Below are 22524 nucleotides of genomic sequence, written 5' to 3'. Positions count from 1 at the left end.
CCATGCACAAAATAGATTTAAACTTAATCGAGATGACGCTAGACGTCATGAAGTATACAATAGATCGTATCTCTAAAACAGATGATATTATTGGGAAGCCTCAAAAAGCATCAACTTTAAAAGCTTTAGTTGGCGAAACCGTAACCCAAAAAGGAATTGGCGGAGAAAATGCTTTTAATCTTTGGAAGCAACATTTAATGCATGCAAATGTAAAAAACGATCATCCACGTCACTTGGCATTTGTGCCTTCATCACCAACCAGAGCCTCTATTTTGTTTGATTTAGTTACATCAGCATCAAGTATTCATGGAGCCTATTGGATGGAAGGAGCTGGTGGGATTTTTTGCGAAAATGAAGCCATGAAATGGATTGTATCCTTAACAGGATTGCCAGAAGGTGCATTTGGTGTATTTACAAGTGGTGGTACTGCTGCAAACTTATCTGCAATAGTAACAGCAAGAGAATATTGGAGAGATTTAAACGATCAAAATAAAGTAGAAAAAGGATTAATAATAACATCTATTGGAGCTCATTCATCTATTAAAGCTATGGCTAAAGTAGTAGATGTTGATGTGCATTTAGTGGATACAGAAGACCGTTTAAGAGGCGAAGATTTAAAACAAACCATTTTAAATTTAACAGACCACCAAAGACAACGTTTATTTGCAGTAGTTGCAACAGGAGGAACCACAAATGCAGGAATTGTTGACGATTTAGAAGGTATTGCTAACATTTGCGAAACCGAAAACTTATGGTTTCATGTGGATGCTGCTTATGGAGGAGGTGCTTTAGCAGCAGACTCTGTAAGACATTTATTTAACGGAATAGAAAAAGCAGATAGTATAACTATAGATCCACACAAATGGATGTTTTCTCCTTATGACTGTGGAGCAGTAATCTACAAACAACCAGAATTAGCTAAAAAAGCACACTCGCAACAAGGTTCATATTTAGATATTTTTAAAGATGAAGGTGCACATGGTTTTAACCCTTCTGATTATCAAATACAATTAACAAGACGTGTACGTGGTTTGCCTTTATGGTTTAGTTTGGCAACTCATGGAACAGATAGATATAAACAAGCAGTAGAGCGTGGTTTGGAGCTAGCAACAATTGCTGGAAAAATAATAGAGGATTTAGATCATGTAGAGTTGGTCAGAGAACCAAGTTTGTCTTGCGTATTATATAGACGTAAAGGATGGACACCAAATGACTATAGAGATTGGACCTTTACAAACCATAGCAAAGGATTTGCATTAGTCACACCTACCAAATGGAAAACAGGTGATACCTATGAAACAGTTTCGCGTTTTTGTTTTATAAATCCTGATACAACAGAGCAGGATATACTAGCAATTTTAGAGTCTATGAAATAGTTTTAAAAAATTGTTAAAAAAATAGTTGAAATTTCATAAATCATCAATAGTAATTACCAATGCAATTACTATTTTTGTGCATGCAACACGACAAAGTACTTATTTTAGATTTCGGATCGCAATACACACAACTTATTGCACGTAGAGTTAGAGAACTTAATATCTATTCAGAGATATTTCCATTTAACAAAATTCCAAAAAACTTAGACGATTATAAAGCGGTAATCCTTTCAGGAAGCCCAATGTCTGTTAGGTCTGATGATGCTTTTCATCCAGATTTAAAAGGCATTCGTGGTGTAAAACCAATGTTAGCAGTATGTTATGGTGCACAATATTTAGCCCATTTTTCTGGAGGTGAAGTAGCAGAGTCTAATACAAGAGAATATGGTCGTGCAAAACTAAGCCATGTAGATGAAACCGAAACGTTCTTGCAAGGTATCCATATAGGAAGTCAAGTTTGGATGAGCCATAGTGATACTATAAAAGTACTTCCAAAAAATGGAGTATTGTTAGCAAGTACATACGATGTGCAGAATGCAGCCTATAAAATTGAAGGAGAGACGACGTATGCTATTCAATTTCATCCAGAAGTTTACCATAGTACAGATGGGAAACAATTATTAGAAAATTTTCTAGTAAAAATTGCAAATGTAAATCCAGATTGGACACCAAATGCATTTGTGCAAGAAACCGTTGACGATTTAAAAGCAAAATTAGGAGATGATAAAGTCGTTTTAGGATTGTCAGGAGGAGTAGATTCCTCAGTAGCAGCAATGTTATTACACAAAGCAATCGGAAAAAACCTATATTGTATCTTCGTAAATAACGGATTATTACGTAAAAACGAGTTTTCTGAAGTCTTAGATCAATACCAAGGTATGGGCTTAAACGTAAAAGGAGTAGATGCTTCGGCACGCTTTTTGGATGCATTAGCAGGAAAGAGTGATCCAGAACAAAAGCGTAAAGCAATAGGTAATGCGTTTATCGAAGTTTTTGATGATGAAGCACACCTAATAGAAGATGTAAAATGGTTAGCACAAGGCACAATTTATCCAGATGTTATAGAAAGTGTCAGTGCAACAGGAGGACCAAGCGCAACAATAAAAAGTCATCATAATGTTGGAGGATTACCAGACTTTATGAAACTAAAAATAGTAGAGCCATTAAAAGCTTTATTTAAAGACGAAGTAAGACGTGTAGGTGCTTCAATGGGTATGGATAAAACGCTTTTAGGACGTCATCCATTTCCAGGTCCAGGCTTAGCTATTAGGATTTTAGGAGACATCACAGCAGAAAAAGTACGTATGCTACAAGAAGTAGATGCAGTATTTATAAACGGATTACGTGAAGCAGGATTGTATGACAAAGTATGGCAAGCAGGAGCAATTTTGCTACCAGTAAATAGCGTAGGGGTAATGGGAGACGAGCGTACTTACGAAAAATGTGTGGCACTAAGAGCAGTAGAAAGTACAGATGGTATGACTGCAGATTGGGTAAATTTACCCTATGAGTTTTTACAAAAAACAAGTAACAATATAATAAACAAAGTAAAAGGCGTTAATAGAGTAGTTTACGACATAAGTAGTAAACCACCAGCAACAATAGAGTGGGAGTAACATAAGTTGGGCGTTACCACAAGGGTCGCGTCTTCCATTATATCTTTTTTTTGCCATATATGGCAGCAAAAAAAAGGATGCCATTACAACCACTAACGCAATTTATAACGTATAATAAACATATGAGAAAAGTACTATATATTTTAACCCTAGTCGTCATGTTTGGCTGTGCTTCCGCGAAAGCGCAAAATTACAAAACACATAAAGTAAAAGTAGGAGAAACTATAGAGCAGATAGCCTCTAAGTACAAGGTTTCAAAATCCGAAATATTAGCTTTAAATCCAGATGCTAGAAAAGAGCTTAGGACAAATGCAGTTTTAATCATTCCAAATACAACAACTGTAGCTACAACAACTCCAACGGTTACAGACGTTAAAACATTAACAGGTTTTAAAAAGCATAAAGTAAAACGTAAAGAAACCTTATACAGTTTATCTAAAAAATATAATGTAGCTCAAGAAGATATAAAAAAGCACAATCCAGAATTGTACGCTAATAATTTACGTAAAGGAGATAAAATTCAAATCCCTTTGTATAAGATTACAAAACAGGTTGTGGTTGCAAAACCAACAACTAAATCTTATACAGTAAAACCAAAAGAAGGTAAATGGCGTATTGCTTACCAATATGGTATAACAGTACAAGCATTAGAGGATTTAAATCCAGGGATGCCAGAAGTTTTACAACCAGGAAATGTCATTAATGTTCCAAATTTAGAAGGTAATCAAGTCAAGCAAATAGACGAAAAATATAGCTACTACACTGTGTTGCCAGCAGAAGGTTTTTATAGACTAAAACTTAAAACAGGATTAAATCAAGACCAGTTAGAGCAGCTTAACCCACAATTATCTACAACAGGCTTAAAAGAAGGTATGGTTTTAAAAATACCTTATAATGGTCCAGGACAAAATAATACAACTTCTAATACAACTGTAACAGCAGAAGGTGATGCTTTTAATTTAGCAAAAAATATTACAGACAGAAGCACAAAACATATTGCAATTATGTTACCATTTAAATTGCATAAAATAAATTCGGATTCTGTTTACGATACAAAAAAGACTATTAAAAACGATAGGTACACAAGTATCTCTTTAGATTTTTATTCTGGAGCAAAAATAGCTTTAGATAGCTTAGCTAGTTTAGGAATTAACATAAAAGTAGATGTTTACGATACAGAAAATAGAGAAAGTAAAGTAGCAACAATATTAAGGTCTAATAGTTTTAATAATGTTAATGCAGTAATTGGGCCTGTTATGCCAAAACATTTTAATACAGCAGCTGCATCTTTAAAAAATAAAAACATACCCTTAATATCTCCAATAACAAAAACGGTTAATTTAGGAGAAAATGTGTTTCAGTCTAGGCCTTCAGAAAAATTAATGAAGGACAAAATTCTAAATTATTTTAAAACAGATAGTACTTCTCACTTTATTATAGTGTCAGATTTAAAAAATAAAACAACAGCTACTACATTAAAAAAGACGTTTTCTAAAGCGTCTGTTGTCATGTCTAGAAAAGTTACTAAAACAGGTAAAGATGCCTATTACATTTTAGATCAAGATATAATAGATGTATTAAAACCAGGAAAAAACATAGTGTTTTTAGAAACAGAAAACCCAGGTTTTGTTTCTAATGTGTCTAGTATTTTAAATTCTAAAATTGATGCTAAAACCAAAGTTGTTTTAGCTACAACTAACCAAAATAAAGCATTTGAGCATGAGGAAGTTAGTAATATGCATTTATCTAATTTGCAATTTACTTATGCGTCAATAAATAAATCGTTTAGTGAAGAAGGGTCTAATAGTTTTACAAGACGTTATAAAGCATTGTATAACGTTACGCCTAATACTTATGCAGTAAGAGGTTTTGATATCACAATGGACGTAGTGTTGCGTTTAGCAACGTCTGAGGATTTATATGTGTCTGTAAACGAGACACCTTTAACTAGTTACGTAGAAAATAAATTTGCTTACAAAAAACAATTGTTTGGAGGTTATTTTAACGATACTGTCTATTTAGTAAATTATCAAGACTTAAAAATTGTTGAGGTAAAACAATAATGGTCAATAACTTAGCGTTATTGGTAACACTTAATTATGCTAAAGTATTTTTTCATATTCGCTAGTTTTTTTCTGTTGCAAAGCGATGCAATAGAGGAAATGTCATGGAGTGAAGGTTACAGACTATCTTGGGCAGATTTTAAAGGGACTCCAAATCCAGATACAGATGCTGTAGCAGTAACTGCATCAGGAATAACTTTTAGTTATTCTATTAATAAATTTAGAAGTAATCAAAAGATACAAGGGTTTAAAACATTGGTTAAAGCCTTTTTTTATCCAGAACATTCATGGTGTAAATCTGAAGAAGTAGATCCACATGTATTAGGACACGAACAACTTCATTTTGATATTACAGAGTTACACGCAAGGATTTTTAGACAAAAAATTGCAGAAGTAAAGCTACACCAAGATTTAGCAAATACGCTACAAAACATCCATAAAAACATAGAAGCAGACTTAGCTACTATGCAAAACAATTATGATACAGAAAGTAATTATTCTATAAATGTTGAAGGTCAGAAAAAATGGAAAGACAGTATAGTTTTACGTCTTAAAGCATTAGAAAAATTTAAATCTAAAGGGTAGTGCAATTACAACCTGACAGAAATTTTCTAATAAAATTGGCACATACTAAAATGCCATACGGAAAATACAAAGATCGTTATTTAATAGAATTACCAGAGTATTATGTAGTTTGGTACCGTAATAAAGGTTTTCCAAAAGGAAAACTAGGAGAGATGCTAGAAACCGTTTACACGCTTAAAGTAAATGGTCTTGAGGAATTAATTTGGAACATTAAGAAGCAGTTTCCTAAGTGATGGTTAATTGTTATAGGGTTGATTTAGCATAAATTTTAAATTTTCCTCCACTTAAACTATATCCATGAGAAAATAAATTCCAATCTTTTTTTTCATAAAAATCTTTTAAATCCGTTGATAGGTATAATTTTTTATATCCTTTTTCATAAGCCTCTTTTAGCCCATGATTTAATAGTTTTGTAGCATAACCTTTATGCCTAAATTGCTCATCGACAAATAAACAAGCAAACCAAGGTAACAAATCTTGTCTACTGATAATATCATTTGTAAGAAGAGCATAAGAACCAATAATGGTTTGATTATTTAAAAGTAAGTAAAATTTAGGTAAAGAAAACTTGTTAGAAAATGAATTCATAATGCAATCATTATAGAAGTCAAAATTTGAATCGTTTCCCCAACATTTCCAAAAGTAATTTACTCCTTTTTCTAGAAACTCAGACTCTTTTGTTAATAATTCAATTTTAATATTTGGATTCATTTTACTTATTTAGAGATAAAAAAAACTAAAATAATGTTTTTGATTTTTAACTAGTTGCGTTGGTTGGAACTAAGTTAGTAAAAAAATGATAAAAATAACAAAGTAGTAGTTTATTACTCTTTTCTAATTCTGCTTAATTGTGTTGCAGATATTCCTAAATATGAAGCGATGTAGTATTGAGGTATTACAGACTCTAAATCAGGAAATTTTTCTCTCATTATTAAATACTTTTTGTCTGCATCTAATAAAGCCATTTCAATTTCTTTTTGTTCTTTTTCTAAAAAATAGAATTCTGCAATCTTTCTACCCAACCGTTCTAAATCATGAAATTTATCATACAGTTTTTCTAGCTCTCTAAAATCTGCAACTAGTATTTGACAATCTGTTAAGGCTTGTTGTGCTATTCTGTTGGGTTGTTTGGTAAGCAAAGATGTGTAAGCACCAATTATTGATGGTCCTACAAAAAATTGTTTGATATTCTTTACCTTGTTGGTTTAAAAAATAAGCTCTAACAATGCCTTGTTGTAGAAATCCAATTTGTTGAGCATATTCTCCATCTCTTACAAAAAAATCATTTTTTTTAAGTTGTATAGGTTTAAAGCATTGTTGTAGTTTTTTAAAAGTGTCCTCTTTTATTGAACTAATTTTATTGATGTATTCTATAAATTCTTTCATGGGTTAAATACAGAATTACTCAAAATTACGTTGACGTTTAGCTTCAAAAATAAGGATTCCAGCAGCTACAGATACATTCATAGAATCTATTGCGCCTTGCATTGGTATTTTTATATTTTGCTTAGAAGCAATTCTCCAAGCATTGCTTAATCCATCTGCTTCTGTACCAACTACTAAAGCAGTTGCTTTTGTGTAATCTTGTACGTGATAGTCTTCTGCATCTTGTAAAATTGCACTATAAATCGCAATGTTATTTTGGTTTAAAAAAGTGATAATATCTTTTGTACTTCCTGTTGCAATTTGATTGGTAAACACACAGCCAACGCTTGAGCGTATAATGTTTGGGTTATATAAATCTGTTATAGGATTGGCAATAATTACTGCATCCACAATTGCAGCATCAGCAGTACGTAAAATGGCTCCAATATTACCAGGTTTTTCAGGTGCTTCAGCTATTAAAATTAATGGGTTTTTGTTTGAGAAAGTAATATAGTTTAAATCATGAGTCTTACTTTTAGCAATAGCAACAATCCCTTCAGTAGTATCCCGATATGCTATTTTTTGATAGACATCTTTTGAGATTTCAATACACTCAATATCTTTAGGGAATTGACTTAGTTTAGATGGATCAAAAATATCAGGATAAAACAAGATAGTATTAATACTGTAGTTTCCTTTTATTGCAAGTCCAATCTCTCTTTCTCCTTCAATAATAAATGTATTTGTTTTTTTTCGTTCCCGTGACTTGTCTTTTAATAAAACAATGTGCTTAATTAACGGATTTTGAGTGCTACTTATCTGTTTAGTATTCATTTATATATTTGAAATGCTTATATTTATAGCTAAACAAATTTAAGCTAATTCTGTTGCATTTTAATTAAATTAATTGTCATTTTAACGCAACCTTTTGTTTTTTTTTCATCTAATTAGAAACCTAGAAGTAGGAAAATTTCCTTTTTAGATGTTTTATCAATACTACTAATCAATATATCGCTTATCATGAATCAAAAACTACTTTTTTTATTTACTTTTTTTATTTCCATTATCGGATATTCTCAAGATGACCCTTCATTTTATGTAACTCCAAATTGTGAAGGTGGAACATCTGTGGTTACTGGAACTCCAGGAGGAACATTTACATTTAATCCAATTCCAACTGATGCAGTTACAATAGATGCAACTTCAGGAACAGTAACTAATGGAATATCTGGTGTTACTTATACCATTGAGTATACTACAAATGGTAATCAACCAGCTTCTAGTACTCAAAACCTTACAGTTTTAGATGCGCCAATTGCTAATACACCTCCTGATTTATTTTTGTGTGATGGTACTGGTAACGGTATAGGCGTTTTTGATTTACAAGTCCAAGATTATAGCGTTTTAGGGAATCAAGATCCTAATAATTTTTATGTGTCTTATTATATAACTCAAGCAGATGCTGATGCAAATACCAACCCTTTATCTTCTCCGTTTACTAATACGGTAAACCCACAACTAATCTTTGCAGTTGTTGAAGATATTTCTGGTGTATGTTCTTCAAATATTACTACTTTTAATTTATTTGTTGATGCAGTAGCAATAAACCAACCTTCTCCATTAGAAATGATTGATGACAATATTCCTGATGGGTTTACAGCTTTTGATTTAACAACTAAAGATAATGAGATAACTGGTGGTAATCCTGACTATACTGTCTCATATCACGAAACTCAAACAGATGCCTACTCTAATACAAATGCATTGACTTCACCTTATACAAATATTGCAAATCCACAAACAGTATATGTGAGAGTAGAGGATTTAGTTTCTGGATGTTATAGCACTGTAACTTTAGATTTAGTTGTTAACCCACAAAATGCGTCTTTTCAAGTTAATCCTGCAACTCTAGAAAGTTGTAATGATAATAATGCTACAGGAAATATAATGTTTGATTTGACAATAGCAAATCCAGATATATTAGGCAATTTAAATCCTAATGACTATTCTATAGTTTATTATGAAATATATGATGATGCTTTATTACAAACTAATCCAATAGCTAATGCAACTGCTTATAATTATAGCCCTAATATACCAATAGTTTATGCAGGAGTTACAGAAATTGCAACTGGTAATTATGTTATGACTACTATTGATCTATTATTAATTGATCCACCAATTGCAAATTTTGATTTAGATAGTTCTATTTGTGATGGAGAAACAATTATATTAAATCCTAATCTAGATCCAAATTTTGTGTATCAATGGAATACTGGCGAAAATACTGCAACTATAACCACTAATATTGGAGGTATTTATACGGTTGATATTATAGATACAACAACAGGATGTCAAAGTACTAGTTCTATAGAAGTGTTTAGTTATGACACACCTATACTTTCCACACCTAACGACATTACTATATGTGCAAACGAGGTTATTAGTTTGACAGATCAGACAATAAATATTGTACAAAATACGCCTGCTAATTATACTTATCAAATAATTTTTTATACAACGCAAAGTGATGCTGATAATGATACAAACCCAATTACAAATTCTACTAACTATATAGCAACTCAAAATGAAACCATTTATGTTAGAGTACTTCCAACACAAACAGACTGTTATTCTACCACTAGTTTTAATATTACTGTTGAAGACTGTTCGATAACACCAACACCAGTAACTTGTGGTACTTCTGTAAATACTACATTTTGCTATGATAATAATGACACGACTCAATTTACATTTGAAAGTACTGATGGTTCTCCATTACAAGTAGTATTTAACTCTGGATTAACAGAAAATAATTATGACGAAGTAATTATTTTAGATTCAGATGGTGTAACAGACCTTAATTTACAAACACCATATGGAAACAGTGGAGATTTAACTGGGCTAACTTATGTTTCTTCAGGAAGCACAATTACAATTGGTGTTACTTCAGATGGATCTGTTATTGGATGTACTAGTAGTCCTTGGGATTTTGATATAACATGTGTTAATACTACAGCTGTACCTAGTTGTACCTCACTTAGCACACCTTTAAATGGAGCTACTAATGTAAATGAAAACATTGATTTAATATGGAATAATGCAACTGGAGTAGTTGTTGGATATAGACTAACAATTTTAACAGCTACTGGACTTATTGTAGTTGATGATTTAGATTTAGGAAATGTATCAACATACACACCTGCAACTTTAGATTCAGATACTATGTATTTTGTTACTATTACACCTTATAATACTAATGGAGACGCTGTAGGTTGTATGGAAGAAAGCTTTACAACTAGAAGTATTCCTTCACCACCAGTTGGTGTAAATTGTGGAGCAGAACCTTCCGCTTATATTTTTACTGAAGATTTTGAAACAGATACACCAAGTGGTTGGACAGGAACTATGTTTGGTGGTTCGAATGGAGAATGGGATGTTACTGCTGGAGATACAAACTCTTCAGGAACAGGTCCTTTTGCTTCTTTTAGTGGTAATTCTCATTTAGAATATGAAGCAAGTGGTAATTCTTCAACTATAGCAACAGCAATTAGTCCAGCAATAGATTTAACTAATGCATTAACTACTGCAGAGTTGTCATTTTATATGCATGCATTTGGTGCAGATATTGGAACTTTAAATATTGGTGTTTCAAACTCAGCTACTGGTAATTATACAAACATATTTTCTTGGGCTGGAGAGTATCAGGCTACAGATACAGAAGCTTGGTTGCCAGTTGGAGTTAATCTTGATGCTTTTTTAGGTCAAGTTATTTATATAGAAATTAGTTATGGCGCTTCTGGTACTGGTTTTGAAGGAGATCTAGCTATTGACCTTTTACGTGTCCAAACATGTGGTAGTTTTTGTGTAGCACCAAGTAATATTACAGTTGTTAATATAACAGATACTACTGCAGATGTTTCTTGGACAGCAAATGGTACTGAAACCTCATGGGAATATATTATCCAACCAGTTGGAACAGGAACACCTACAACTGCAGGAATATTAACTAATACAAACCCAGTTGTGGTAACTGGTTTAAACTATAATACAGCTTATGAAGTTTGTGTACGTGCAGATTGTGGAGTAGATGGATTTAGTAATTGGACTTGTTTAGACAGTTTTACTACTTTACCACAAACTAACTTTACAGTAGATTGTACAACAAATCAGCCAGTAAATGTTACCTATTGTTATGAAAATAGTGACACAACACTATTTACTTATACAAGTAATGATGGGTTACCATTAACCATGGTGTTTAATGCAGGACAAGTAGAAAATAATTTTGACGAGCTTATTGTTTATGACTCTGATGGTTCAACAAATTTAAACACAACAACACCATATGGTAATTCTGGAGACGTTTCAGGGTTAACATTTACATCAACAGGAGATTCAATATCATTTACAGTAGCTTCGGATGGATCTATTGGTTGTAGTAGCAATAATTATACATCGTTAGATGTTGATGTATTTTGTGCTTCAACAGTTAGTTTTATAGAAGTTAATGCCTTTTTAGACTTAAATAATGATGGTGTTTTTAATGGTAATGATACACCATTTAGTAATGGGTTTTTCACTTATGAAGTTAATGATGATACAATTATAAACACAGTAAATTCTACAACCGGAAGTTTTACAATTTTTAATAATGATGATGCTAATACATATGATATCACATTTGCTGTCACTCCAGGTTATGAAAGCTGTTATAGTATACCAACTTCGTTATTTGAAAACATAAATGCTACAGCAGGAAACACAACAGTTGTTGATATTCCAATAGTCGAAGTAGTACAATGCGAAGATGTAGCAGTCTATTTAGTGCCTTCAATTTCTCCAGTTCCAGGATTTTTATATTGGAATAATGTTGTAATAGAAAACTTAGGAGCAACAACAGTAACTTCTGGAAGTGTAGAGTTTGTGCACGATGCAGCTGTTAATTTTGTAGAAGTATGGAACCCACCAGCAACAGGAACAATTACGCTTACTGCAACTGGTTTTATTTACGATTTTGTTAATCTTCAACCTGGACAAACCATTACAATGTATGCAGATATGACAGTGCCTGCAACGGTCGCTTTAGGGACAATGTTAACCAATAGTGTATCATACACTACAGTAGCAAATGATATTGTATCAACTAATAATTCTGCTTCAGTAACCCAAGAAGTTGTTGGGTCTTACGATCCAAATGATATTACAGAATCTTATGGTCCAGAAATAGTTTATGACGATTTTATAACCACTAATGAGTATTTATATTACACAATACGTTTTCAAAACTTAGGAACTGCAGAAGCAATAAATATAAGAATAGAAAACACTTTGGATGCCTTATTGGATAATGCTACAATACAAATGATAGATTCTAGTCATGACGTAGTTATGCACAGACTAAACAATCAATTAACATGGACATTTGACAACATAAATCTGCCAGCAGAAGTGCAAGATGAAAGAGGTAGTCATGGGTATGTGGTATACAAAATCAAACCTTTAGCAGGTTATAATGTTGGAACTGTAATCCCAAATACCGCTGAGATTTATTTTGATTTCAATGCAGCAGTAATTACCAATACATTTACAACTACTTTTGTAGCACCTCAATTATCTGTTGCAGAATTTGGCATAAATGGATTTAGTTTGTACCCAAATCCAGCTAATGCAGAAGTAAATATTCGTTTTAGTAACGCTTTACGCGGAAGCTTCGCCTTGACAGTAATTGACATACAAGGTAAGCAAGTATTTTCAACGACTGTAAATACTGATACTATACAAGCATTTAATGTTAGTAATTTAGAAAGCGGAATGTACTTTGTAAAACTAAAAAATAGTAACATAGAACACATTCAAAAATTAATCGTAAAATAGATTAAAAATTATAATAAGATTGTATAATTAATCTTAAATTAAAGCTTCAGTATTATTACTGAAGCTTTTTTTTGTAAAGAATTGTAATTAATTTCGACCTATGTCATTATTCAAAAAAACTTTTAATATGAAACAATTATCATTAGCTTTATTAATTATGTTATCGCTAACATCTTGTAAAAATGAAACCAACACAAAAACCGAAACCACAAAAGGAATAGACTATTCAAAAGAAAAATTAGATGTAACCACGTCTATTTATCCAGAAAATTTAACAAAAGTATTTAATGCACATGGAGGAATTGATTTATGGAAATTAATGAAATCCTTAGAATACACTCAAACAAAACCTGATGGCAAAGAGGTTACAATAACCAATCTTGTTAATAGAAAAGCATTAATTGATGCAACTAATTACAGTATTGGATTTGATGGTAAACAACCATGGTTATTAAATAAAACAAATCAAGCTTACAAAGGTTATGATCCAAAATTTGGATATAATTTGATGTTTTATTTTTATGCAATGCCTTTTATAATGTCAGATGATGGGATTGATTACTCAGAAACAGAACCCTTGGTTTTTGAAGGTGTTACGTATCCTGGAATTAAAATAACTTATCAAAGTGGAGTTGGAGAAACACCTGAAGATCAGTATTTGTTATTTTATAATCCAGAAACTTATATAATGGAGTGGTTAGGGTATACTGTTAATTTTGTGCCAGGAATTGATACTAAAGAGTTTCATTTTAGACGATATAACGATTGGCAAGAAGTTAATGGTTTACTTGTACCAAAATCTATTACAGGTTACGGTTATAAAAATGATAAACCAACTACACCTAAAGCACCTAATGTTTTTACAGATGTAAAAATCAATAAAGTTGCACCTAATAATTCATTATTTGAAAAACCTGAAAAAGCTAATTATGTAGATTAGTAAATATTTATACGGTAAATAAAAAGCGACCATTTGGTCGCTTTTTTTATTGACTTATTATTACCTGAGCTCTTCGTGGATTAATAAAGTTACCAGTAAACATAATGCGTTGTAGTTCTACGTCTAAACTAGGTCTAATATCCATTTTAAGCCCTTCAAAGGATTGACCAATGTTTTCTGTATTTATGATTAACTGACCTTGTCTTATTTCGTCAAAACGTTTTATTATAGTTGTTGTTTCGTTTATGTTTTCACTAATAGCTCTAAGATTACTATAAATAGTATCAAATCCTTTGTAGTTTATAGTTAAATCAAGATTGTTTTCTGGGTTGTTTTCAACAATAACTTCTTGAGAAATTCCCAAATAACTAAATAAAGTAAAACAGAAAGTAAATAAATATTTCATAATATTTTAAATTTAATTTATTGTTTGTATTTTTTAGAATAGCGTTTATATAATTCTGTCTGATGTGTCTCTAAACTAATATCTCGACCTTGTATAAAAGCTTTTTCTAATTTATTGGTACGCATATCTAAAGCATCACCTTCGCTTATAAATAGTGTTGCATCTTTTCCAACTTCTAAAGACCCAACAGTATCATCAATACCTAATATTTTAGCGGTATTTAAAGTAATTAAACTTAAGGCTTGTGCTTTTGTTAATCCATGTGCAACTGTTGTTCCTGCTAAAAAAGGTAGGTTTCTAGTATTCATACGCTCCATATCTCCAGAGTTTTCTAAACCAACTAAAACACCAGAATTTACTAACTGTGTCGCTAATTTATAAGGTAAATCATAATCATGGTCATCTCCTTTAGGTCTAGAGTGTGTGCGTTGTAATAACACAGGAATGTTGTTTTGTTTTAATAATTCGGCAACATTATTTGCTTCATAACCACCAACAATAACAACATTTTTTATGTTTTGTGCTTTTACAAAATTAATAGCGTCTGTTATTCCTTTTTCATTATCAACATGAACAAACAATTTTTTTGAGCTATTAATTAAACCTTGTAATGCTTCAAAAGGAAGATTTTTTGGTGATTTATTACTTGCATTGTAGGCTTTACTTTGGGTAAAGTAATCTGTTAATTCTTCTACTTGTTTGCTGTAGTTTTTGTTTTCTTTCAAAACATTAGGTTCTCCTAACCACCAACGACCTCTAGAATAATTACTTGGCCAATTTAAATGAATCCCATCATCCTCTTTAATAACAGCATCTTCCCAGTTCCAAGCATCTAATTGTACAATACTTGAAGTTCCAGATACACGTCCACCACGAGGTGTGATTTGTGCCATTAAAACTCCGTTTGGTCGCATGGATTCAACTACTTTGGATTCTGTATTATAAGCAATTATACTGCGTATATGTGGATTCATTGCGCCAACTTCGTCTTTGTCGTTACTTGCTCTAACAGCATCAACTTCTACTAATCCTAAAGTAGAGTTTGGTGCTATAAAACCTGGATACACGTGTTTTCCTTTTGCGTCAATTATAGTTCCTTGCCTGGCAATTTTAGTAGTGGCACTTCCAACAAAAGTTAGTTTGCCATTTTCAAACATAATTAAAGCGTTGTTAATAACTTCTCCATTACCTAAGTGTGCTGTCGCACCTTCTATAGTAATGGCTTTTGTTTGTTTGTCAGCAGGAGTTTGTTGTGCAAAACCAATTGACGAAACCAATAGTGTTAATAATAATATATTTAGTTTTTTCATGGTATTAGTTGTGTTGATGATCAATAGAATCACAGTGTAAAAGCTCTTTTTCTTTCTTTTCAATTGGTTTTGTTTTTAACCCTTTGTTTTTAGCTTGAAGCATTAACGTAGTTAATTCGTTTTTCTCTTTTTTAATAGCGTCTCTAAGTTGCTCATCACGTTCTATATCAAAATAGATTGTTCCTTCTATAATTGTTTTTTCCGCTTTAGCGTAAATAGATAATGGGTTGTCAGACCATAATACAACATCTGCATCTTTACCAACCTTAATACTACCAACTCTGTTATCTATATGTAATAGTTTAGCTGGATTAAGTGTAACAAACTTCCAAGCATCTTCCTCGCTTATATTTCCATATTTAACACTTTTTGCTGCTTCTTGATTTAATCGTCTTGACATCTCTGCATCATCACTATTAATAGCCACTAAAACACCAGCATTATGCATAATTGGTGCATTAAAAGGAATGGCATCATTGACTTCATACTTATAAGCCCACCAATCAGAGAACGTCGATCCTCCAACACCATGTTTTACCATTTTATCAGCTACTTTATAGCCTTCTAAAATATGTGTAAAGGTGTTGATATTAAAATTAAATTTATCAGCAACTGTCATTAACATATTAATCTCGCTTTGTACATAAGAATGACAGGACACAAAGCGTTCTTTATTTATTATTTCTGCAATAACTTCAAGTTCTAAATCTTTTCTGTAAGGTTTACCGCTTTTCTTTAAAGCATCATACTCTTTAGCACGTTGGAAATAATCCGTAAATACTTGTTCTACTCCCATTCTAGTTTGCGGAAAACGTGTTCTGGCATTGTCTCCCCAATTGGATTGTTTTACATTTTCTCCTAAAGCAAATTTGATAAATTTTGGGCTATTCTCATACACTAAATTATCGGCTTTTTCTCCCCATTTTAGTTTGATGATTGCGGATCGTCCACCAATTGGATTAGCAGATCCATGTAATATTTGAATACTAGTTACACCACCTGCAAGATTACGGTAAATATCAACGTCCTCAGCGTCTAAAACATCTTCAATAGTTACTTCTGCTGTACTGTTATGTCCAGCTTCATTAACACTTTCTGTAGCTATATGCGAATGTTCGTCAATAATACCTGCTGTTAAATGTTTCCCTTTTCCGTCAATGATAGTAGCATTACTGCTAGATATATTATTTCCAATTTTAGAGATTTTGCCATTTTTAATTAAAACATCTGTGTTTTTTAAAATACCATCTTTCTCGTTAGTCCAAACCGTTACATTTTTAAATAACAAAGTTTCTTGCTGAGGTAAACTAGTAAACCCATAAGCCATATTTGGGTAAGTTACAGGATAAACCATTGGTGTTTTTTGTTCCTTTTTATCTTTTTCTTTTTTGCTGTCCTTTTTATCTTCCTTAGCTTTTTTAGTAGCAAAAAATGCAGTTTCATTTCCGTTAGGATAAATAGCTTTACCTTCTAAAGTATTTGTGTTTGTAATGTTTGAAACCACTCTGATAAACTCTTGTTTTGTGGTGTCTACAGTCGAGAATGTTAATCGCATCCAATTGTCTTTATAACTTAGTTTAGAACCAAATTCTTTAACTTCAGTTTTAACTTTAGATTTAAGCTTATCCACTTCGCCAGAAATTACTAATTCATAATCAGTATTATCTAAATTAAAAGTATAATTACCACGTAAATCTTTGGTATTCATTGGCTTTATTTCATCTTTAACACCAGTCACCCAATTTTGATAAATCGTTGTTTTTTTATCAAAAACATCACCAGATGTAATTAAAAAATTAGCGTATGCACCAGTTTTAAGATGACCTAATTCAGACGATTTACCAATAATACTGGCAGGAATAGTAGTTAAGGCTTCTAATGCTTTAGTTTTATCTAAACCATACTTGATAGCTTTTAAAAGATTTGGCATCAACTCTTTAGCATCTTTTAATTTGTGGGTAGTTAACGCAAATTGGATATTGTTGTCAGCTAATATTTTTGGGTTAGCAGGACTTTGGTTCCAAGCTTTTAAATCTTCTAGACTTACAGATTTGGCTAATAAAGGATCTTCCATGTCATAAGCATCTGGAAAATTTAGTGGCAAGATAAATTTTGCATTTGTAGCTTTAATATCCTTAATTAATTCATATTCATCACCACCACCAACAAATACATATTGAAATCCAAATTGATCACCAATTTTATCAAAACGCAATGCGTTTACTTTTTTTCCAGCATTAAAAAATTGTACTTCATTTTTATTTGCTAAATAGGCTTCTAAAGCTCTATCTTTTTCTTTTATGTTTCCTTTTGCGTACCAATTTGCATCATGGTTTACTTGACGTAATAAAGCCATAGTTCCCATTAAAGAGGTTGGGTAGGCTTGTCTTGAGGTTTTGCTTTTTGATGTTCCTGTAAACTGACCAACTTTTTCATCTAAAAGTCTGGTTGCATCACTTCCGTCAGCAGCTAGAGTAACCAAAACACCAGTTCCTTGTATAATACCATCGTCAATATGAGAATTAACAACTCCAAAACCAGCTTTACGTAGTTCTTTTGCTTTTTTACTATCAAATTCAAAATAATCAATTGCATTTTGGTCTGGTCTAATATGGTCATTCCAATAATAACCTTCTCGTGCTGCATCATATTGCGGAGTACGGTTGTGTCCATCTGGACTGCTAGGTTTTTTAACACCAAAATCTGTGTAAATATCTATAAATGATGGATAAATAGTTTTGCCAGAAAGATCAACTACTACAGCGTTTTTTGGGATGCTAACAGAAGCTCCGGAAGCTACTACTTTGCCATCTTTAATTAATAATGTTCCATTATTAACCACTTGATTTGGTGTGATGTAAATTTTGGCATTTGTAAAAGCTGTATAGTTGGAAGTATTGGTTTTTACACCATCATTTTTTGGAACATACTCTTGCGCAAAAGATAAATAACTACACAATAGTAGGCTCAGAATTGCCCATTTTTTAATCATTGATTAAATAGTTTAAGGTTGATTATTTCTTAAAGATAAGCATTAGGAGATATGCTAAACAATAGCAAACATAGATTTTAACACTTTTAAAGCGTTTTGTTTTTTAGATAATTAACCAATAAGGCAACAACATAGCTATAGCTATCCATCCCTTTTGCTTGATTATTAGCCTTTAAATAGGTGGTGTAAGTAGATTTAAATATAAACTCAAAAGGGTTTTGGTAAGCATTCCAAAAATCGCGTACCTCTTGATAGTTTTTTAAAACCCCTTTATTAATAGTAGGCAATAAAGTTTTGTATATATCAGGATTACGTCTGTAAATTTCGCCTAAACAATGACTTAATCCAAACGTGTACCCAGAATATTTAAAATACACATCATCATTGCTTATGGTAGCCATAAATCCAATAAAATTAGCTTCGTTTTCTTTAGCGTAGCCCAATTGATGTGCAGCTTCATGCGCAGAAGTTGTTGGAAATTTATACACAGGAATCAAATAATCCACCTGAGCTTCATTAGTCAAAGGATTTAAATAACCACTAAAACCCATATATGTTAGCGGAATGCTAAACAAGGATTTTTTCATGCTTTTTGGTTGGTATTCTAAATTAGGAAATGTTTTTTTTAAAGCCTTATAACTAGTAGTCGTTTGTGCTAATATTTCAGATTTTGTGTAAGGAAAAACAACCTTTACACTATCGTTTTTAGTAATGCTTAAATGGATGCTGTTTGATTTGTCAATTAACTTTTTTGTGACGCTAATTAATTGCTCAGTAGTATAATTATCCTCTAAATTTAGATTTTTATGTAATGGATTTCTGTAGTAATTTAAACCCCAAAATAAATGAAACACAAAGTAAATGACACTAATCGTTGCAAACACATCAATTAACCAGTTTTTGGTGTCTTTATAGATACGTTTTAGGTTTAAAATTAACCATCTAATAATAAAAACAAGACTAAAACCGTACACTAAATCACCAAAGCTAAAAGGTAGCCAACCCAAAGTGTATCTAAACAATTTAGAAATAAATGGATACAAACCATTGCTATAAAAACGCTCAATAAAATCAGGGTAATTAGCCAAAAGCTTAACCAATCCATACATTGGTAATATTGACAAAGCAATAATAAGTTTCTTGTTTTTTAGCATAGATCAAAAATAAATAAAATAAGAACCAATCATTGTGGTTTTTTTAAAAGGTTTCCACCTGCTGTCCGTTATATCTTTTTTTGCAAAAAAGGATGCCACTTCCATCAGGAGTAGCGACTAATGTTATTTCTAACTTAAAAAGGTTTCTAAATGCATATGCAATTTGTACTTTTGTAAAACAAAAAAACAATACAAATGAGTCAAGACGTTAGAGCTTTAGAGCCAAAAGCATTATGGAATAAGTTTGCAGATTTAAATGCAGTACCACGACCTTCAAAAAAGGAAGAACGCGTGATCAAATTCATGAAAGATTTTGGTACTAAACTAGGTTTAGAAACTATAGAAGATGAAGTAGGAAATGTTATAATAAAAAAACCTGCAACAGCTGGAATGGAAGACCGAGTAACTATTGTAATGCAATCGCATTTAGATATGGTACACCAAAAAAATGCAGATACAGAGTTTGATTTTGACACACAAGGGATCCAAATGGTAGTTGAAGGCGATTGGGTAAAAGCAAAAGGCACAACGCTTGGAGCAGATAATGGTTTAGGAGTTGCAACTATTATGGCTATTCTAGAAAGTAATGACATACCACATCCAGCAATTGAAGCTTTGTTTACCATTGATGAAGAAACAGGTATGACAGGAGCAATGGGCTTAAAAGGAGGATTGCTAGAAGGCGGAATCTTATTAAACTTAGACACAGAAGAAGATGATGAAATTGGTGTAGGTTGTGCTGGAGGAATAGACGTAACAGCAACCAGAACATACCAAGAAGAAGAAACACCAGAGTTTAAAACTGGGTATACTATAAACGTTAAAGGATTACAAGGTGGACATTCTGGAATGCAAATCCACGAAGGTTTAGGTAATGCAAACAAAATAATGAACCGTTTATTATTTGATGGTTTTGAAAACTTTGGATTACGTATCTCTGAAATTGATGGAGGAAGTTTACGTAACGCTATACCAAGAGAGAGTAAAGCAGTAGTTGTAATTGACACAGTACACGAAGCTGCTTTTTTAAGCGATATGGAAGAGTTTGCAAACACTATTAAAACCGAACTTAAAACCATGGAGCCAGATTTAGATATTGTAATTTCTAAATCAGACACACCAGAAAAAATAATGGACTTAGGTGTACAGGAAGGTGTAACACGTGCTATTTATGCAGCTTTAAATGGTGTGTATAGGATGAGTGCAGATATACCAGAATTGGTAGAGACCTCAAATAATATTGCACGCGTTATAATAAAAGAAGGTAATATTAAAATAGGTTGTTTAACACGTAGCTCTGTAGAAAGTAGTAAAACAGATTTAGCTAATACCTTACGTGCAACGTTTGAGTTAACTGGTTGCGAGGTAGAATGTACAGGAGATTATCCAGGTTGGACACCAAATATGGATAGCTCTATTTTAAAAGTATTAGACAATTTATATCAAAAACTTAATGGAGAAAAGGCGCACATTGCAGCTTGCCATGCAGGATTAGAGTGTGGTATTTTAGGACAAAATTATCCAGATATGGAAATGATTAGTTTTGGACCAAACATAAAAGGAGCACACAGTCCTGATGAACGTGCACAGATTAGTTCTGCAAAAAAGTATTGGAAATTTGTGTTAGAAATTTTAAAAGAGATTCCTAAAAAATAAAAAAAACCCTGCTAATACAGAGATCTGAATAGTATAAAAAAGCACAATTTTAGATTGTGCTTTTTTTATTGTTATTTTTTGAAGTTCGTTTAACGGTTACGTATATGGAAAGTTGCGTGTTTGTGTGCGAGGATTTTCCGAAGGAAAATCAGAAGCTAGCAAACAAAGCAACTAACATTGGTTAAGCACAAAATAGCAATTTTTTATATACTATGTTGTAAAACGTTTTTTATTTTTTCTTCCTAAACAGATAAGGAATTATTCCAGTCAAAGCAATAAATCCAGTCATAAGCAATGTCGTTTTTAATCCAATTTCCAAAATCTGAAATAGTATAAAAACAGAAGCACAAGCATAAGTCAAAACTATTGAGTCCCAAAATAATTTATTCTGCTGGTTTTTAAATCCGTTTAGAATATTCTGATATCTTTTGTTTTTTAAAAAGTATAAGAAGTTTATTCCAACTAATATTAATGGAATTACACCAAATCCTTTTTCTCCAATCGATTCAATATCATATTCAATATAAATCAGAATAGAGAAAATATTAATCGCCAAAAGTATAGAGATGGCAATAATTGTTGACCAGTCAGGAATAGATTTATTTGTTATACTCGTATTTCTATAAATACTATAAAAAACGTAATCATAAATTTTACTCATTGGGTTTTGTTAAATGTTTTACAACGTTTTTATTTATTCAAATATTTATTGTTTTCAGAGTATAATTCAGCACCTTTCAGATTCTCAAACTTAAGATATATGGTTGTGTCTAATTCAGAACGCTTAATAATTATTGAGTTAGTTCCGTTTCTCTTTATAAGAGTATCACCAATTTGCATAAATTCATAGAGATTTGGTTTTTCATAAACATAATCTAACTGCATAGTAATTCCGTTTTTTTCCAGAATAAATACATTGCGTCCACCTTCTTTTATATAAAATTTCTGTTTCACAATTCCATCGTAAGATTGGTTATAAGAGTCAGAAACGGCTTTATTAAAAAAGTCATCTTGTGACATTGTGTTTTTATTAAAAAACCAAAAAGTATTTATAATTCCGATTGAAATTAAAATCAGAAATATCCATATTTTATATTGTTTCCAGGTTTTTCTCAAATGTTTTACAACGTATAGATAAGGAGAGTTTTCAATTCTCTTTATCGAATGTTAAACGAAGTTAGTTG

Annotated in this window: 17 protein-coding genes; 8 read left to right on the top strand and 9 right to left on the bottom strand. The window is 31.9% G+C overall.

Going from position 1 to position 22524, the window contains the following annotated elements:
- Nucleotides 1–2: 2 nt before the first annotated feature.
- The 5 genes from SJY17_RS14365 (at nt 3) to SJY17_RS14345 (ending at nt 5873) form a co-directional block, all read left to right on the top strand.
- Nucleotides 3–1376 (top strand): pyridoxal phosphate-dependent decarboxylase family protein, encoded by a 1374-nt coding sequence (locus SJY17_RS14365; protein ID WP_397363260.1) that lies wholly within the window; start codon nt 3–5, stop codon nt 1374–1376.
- Nucleotides 1377–1456: 80 nt separating this feature from the next.
- Nucleotides 1457–2992 (top strand): glutamine-hydrolyzing GMP synthase, encoded by a 1536-nt coding sequence (guaA, locus tag SJY17_RS14360; protein WP_397364887.1) that lies wholly within the window; start codon nt 1457–1459, stop codon nt 2990–2992.
- Nucleotides 2993–3114: 122 nt separating this feature from the next.
- Complete coding sequence (locus SJY17_RS14355) at nt 3115–5055, top strand: LysM peptidoglycan-binding domain-containing protein (protein WP_397363259.1); 1941 nt, start codon at nt 3115–3117, stop codon at nt 5053–5055.
- Between the two features lie 36 nt (nt 5056–5091).
- Complete coding sequence (locus SJY17_RS14350; RefSeq protein WP_397363258.1) at nt 5092–5640, top strand: hypothetical protein; 549 nt, start codon at nt 5092–5094, stop codon at nt 5638–5640.
- Nucleotides 5640–5873 (top strand): DUF3820 family protein, encoded by a 234-nt coding sequence (locus SJY17_RS14345; protein WP_397363257.1) that lies wholly within the window; start codon nt 5640–5642, stop codon nt 5871–5873. The genes SJY17_RS14350 and SJY17_RS14345 overlap by 1 nt, the downstream gene beginning before the upstream one ends.
- Nucleotides 5874–5883: 10 nt before the next feature.
- Here the strand turns inward: SJY17_RS14345 and SJY17_RS14340 are convergent, their stop codons facing one another.
- From SJY17_RS14340 to SJY17_RS14330, 3 genes are all read right to left on the bottom strand, one after another.
- The gene (locus tag SJY17_RS14340) at nt 5884–6351 is read right to left on the bottom strand and encodes a GNAT family N-acetyltransferase (RefSeq protein WP_397363256.1); all 468 of its coding nucleotides are present in this window, start codon (nt 6349–6351) and stop codon (nt 5884–5886) included.
- Nucleotides 6352–6464: 113 nt separating this feature from the next.
- On the bottom strand, nt 6465–6779 hold the full coding sequence (locus SJY17_RS14335; protein WP_397363255.1) for a Crp/Fnr family transcriptional regulator: 315 nt from the start codon (nt 6777–6779) through the stop codon (nt 6465–6467).
- A 262-nt stretch (nt 6780–7041) separates the two neighbouring features.
- Nucleotides 7042–7839 (bottom strand): TrmH family RNA methyltransferase, encoded by a 798-nt coding sequence (locus SJY17_RS14330; RefSeq protein ID WP_397363254.1) that lies wholly within the window; start codon nt 7837–7839, stop codon nt 7042–7044.
- Between the two features lie 186 nt (nt 7840–8025).
- On the opposite strand from SJY17_RS14330, the gene SJY17_RS14325 reads away from it, so the two are divergent.
- The gene (locus SJY17_RS14325) at nt 8026–12882 is read left to right on the top strand and encodes a T9SS type A sorting domain-containing protein (RefSeq protein WP_397363253.1); all 4857 of its coding nucleotides are present in this window, start codon (nt 8026–8028) and stop codon (nt 12880–12882) included.
- Between the two features lie 127 nt (nt 12883–13009).
- Complete coding sequence (locus SJY17_RS14320; RefSeq protein ID WP_397363252.1) at nt 13010–13822, top strand: DUF6503 family protein; 813 nt, start codon at nt 13010–13012, stop codon at nt 13820–13822.
- A gap of 46 nt (nt 13823–13868) precedes the next feature.
- On the opposite strand, the gene SJY17_RS14315 is transcribed toward SJY17_RS14320, so the two are convergent.
- The 4 genes from SJY17_RS14315 to SJY17_RS14300 form a co-directional block, all read right to left on the bottom strand.
- Complete coding sequence (locus SJY17_RS14315) at nt 13869–14228, bottom strand: hypothetical protein (protein ID WP_397363251.1); 360 nt, start codon at nt 14226–14228, stop codon at nt 13869–13871.
- 17 nt (nt 14229–14245) lie between these two features.
- Nucleotides 14246–15538 carry an amidohydrolase family protein gene (locus SJY17_RS14310; protein WP_397363250.1) on the bottom strand — a complete coding sequence of 431 codons (1293 nt, stop codon included), beginning with the start codon at nt 15536–15538 and terminating at the stop codon, nt 14246–14248.
- 4 nt (nt 15539–15542) lie between these two features.
- Complete coding sequence (locus SJY17_RS14305; RefSeq protein ID WP_397363249.1) at nt 15543–18530, bottom strand: amidohydrolase family protein; 2988 nt, start codon at nt 18528–18530, stop codon at nt 15543–15545.
- Between the two features lie 86 nt (nt 18531–18616).
- Nucleotides 18617–19684: a DUF3810 domain-containing protein gene (locus tag SJY17_RS14300; protein ID WP_397363248.1), complete on the bottom strand. Its 1068-nt coding sequence runs from the start codon at nt 19682–19684 to the stop codon at nt 18617–18619.
- A 195-nt stretch (nt 19685–19879) separates the two neighbouring features.
- Between SJY17_RS14300 and SJY17_RS14295 the strand changes: the two genes are divergently transcribed.
- Nucleotides 19880–21340: an aminoacyl-histidine dipeptidase gene (locus SJY17_RS14295; protein ID WP_397363246.1), complete on the top strand. Its 1461-nt coding sequence runs from the start codon at nt 19880–19882 to the stop codon at nt 21338–21340.
- Between the two features lie 229 nt (nt 21341–21569).
- On the opposite strand, the gene SJY17_RS14290 is transcribed toward SJY17_RS14295, so the two are convergent.
- Complete coding sequence (locus tag SJY17_RS14290) at nt 21570–22001, bottom strand: hypothetical protein (protein ID WP_397363245.1); 432 nt, start codon at nt 21999–22001, stop codon at nt 21570–21572.
- A 29-nt stretch (nt 22002–22030) separates the two neighbouring features.
- Entirely contained in the window at nt 22031–22456 is a 426-nt protein-coding gene (locus SJY17_RS14285; RefSeq protein WP_397363244.1) for a hypothetical protein, read from the bottom strand.
- Between the last annotated feature and the right edge of the window lie 68 nt (nt 22457–22524).

Origin of the sequence: Olleya sp. R77988, from assembly GCF_044594215.1 — a bacterium.
In the GTDB taxonomy this organism is placed as follows: domain Bacteria; phylum Bacteroidota; class Bacteroidia; order Flavobacteriales; family Flavobacteriaceae; genus Olleya.
The sequence above is the reverse complement of the archived record's forward strand: the minus strand, read 5'-3'. Positions and strand labels throughout refer to the sequence as shown.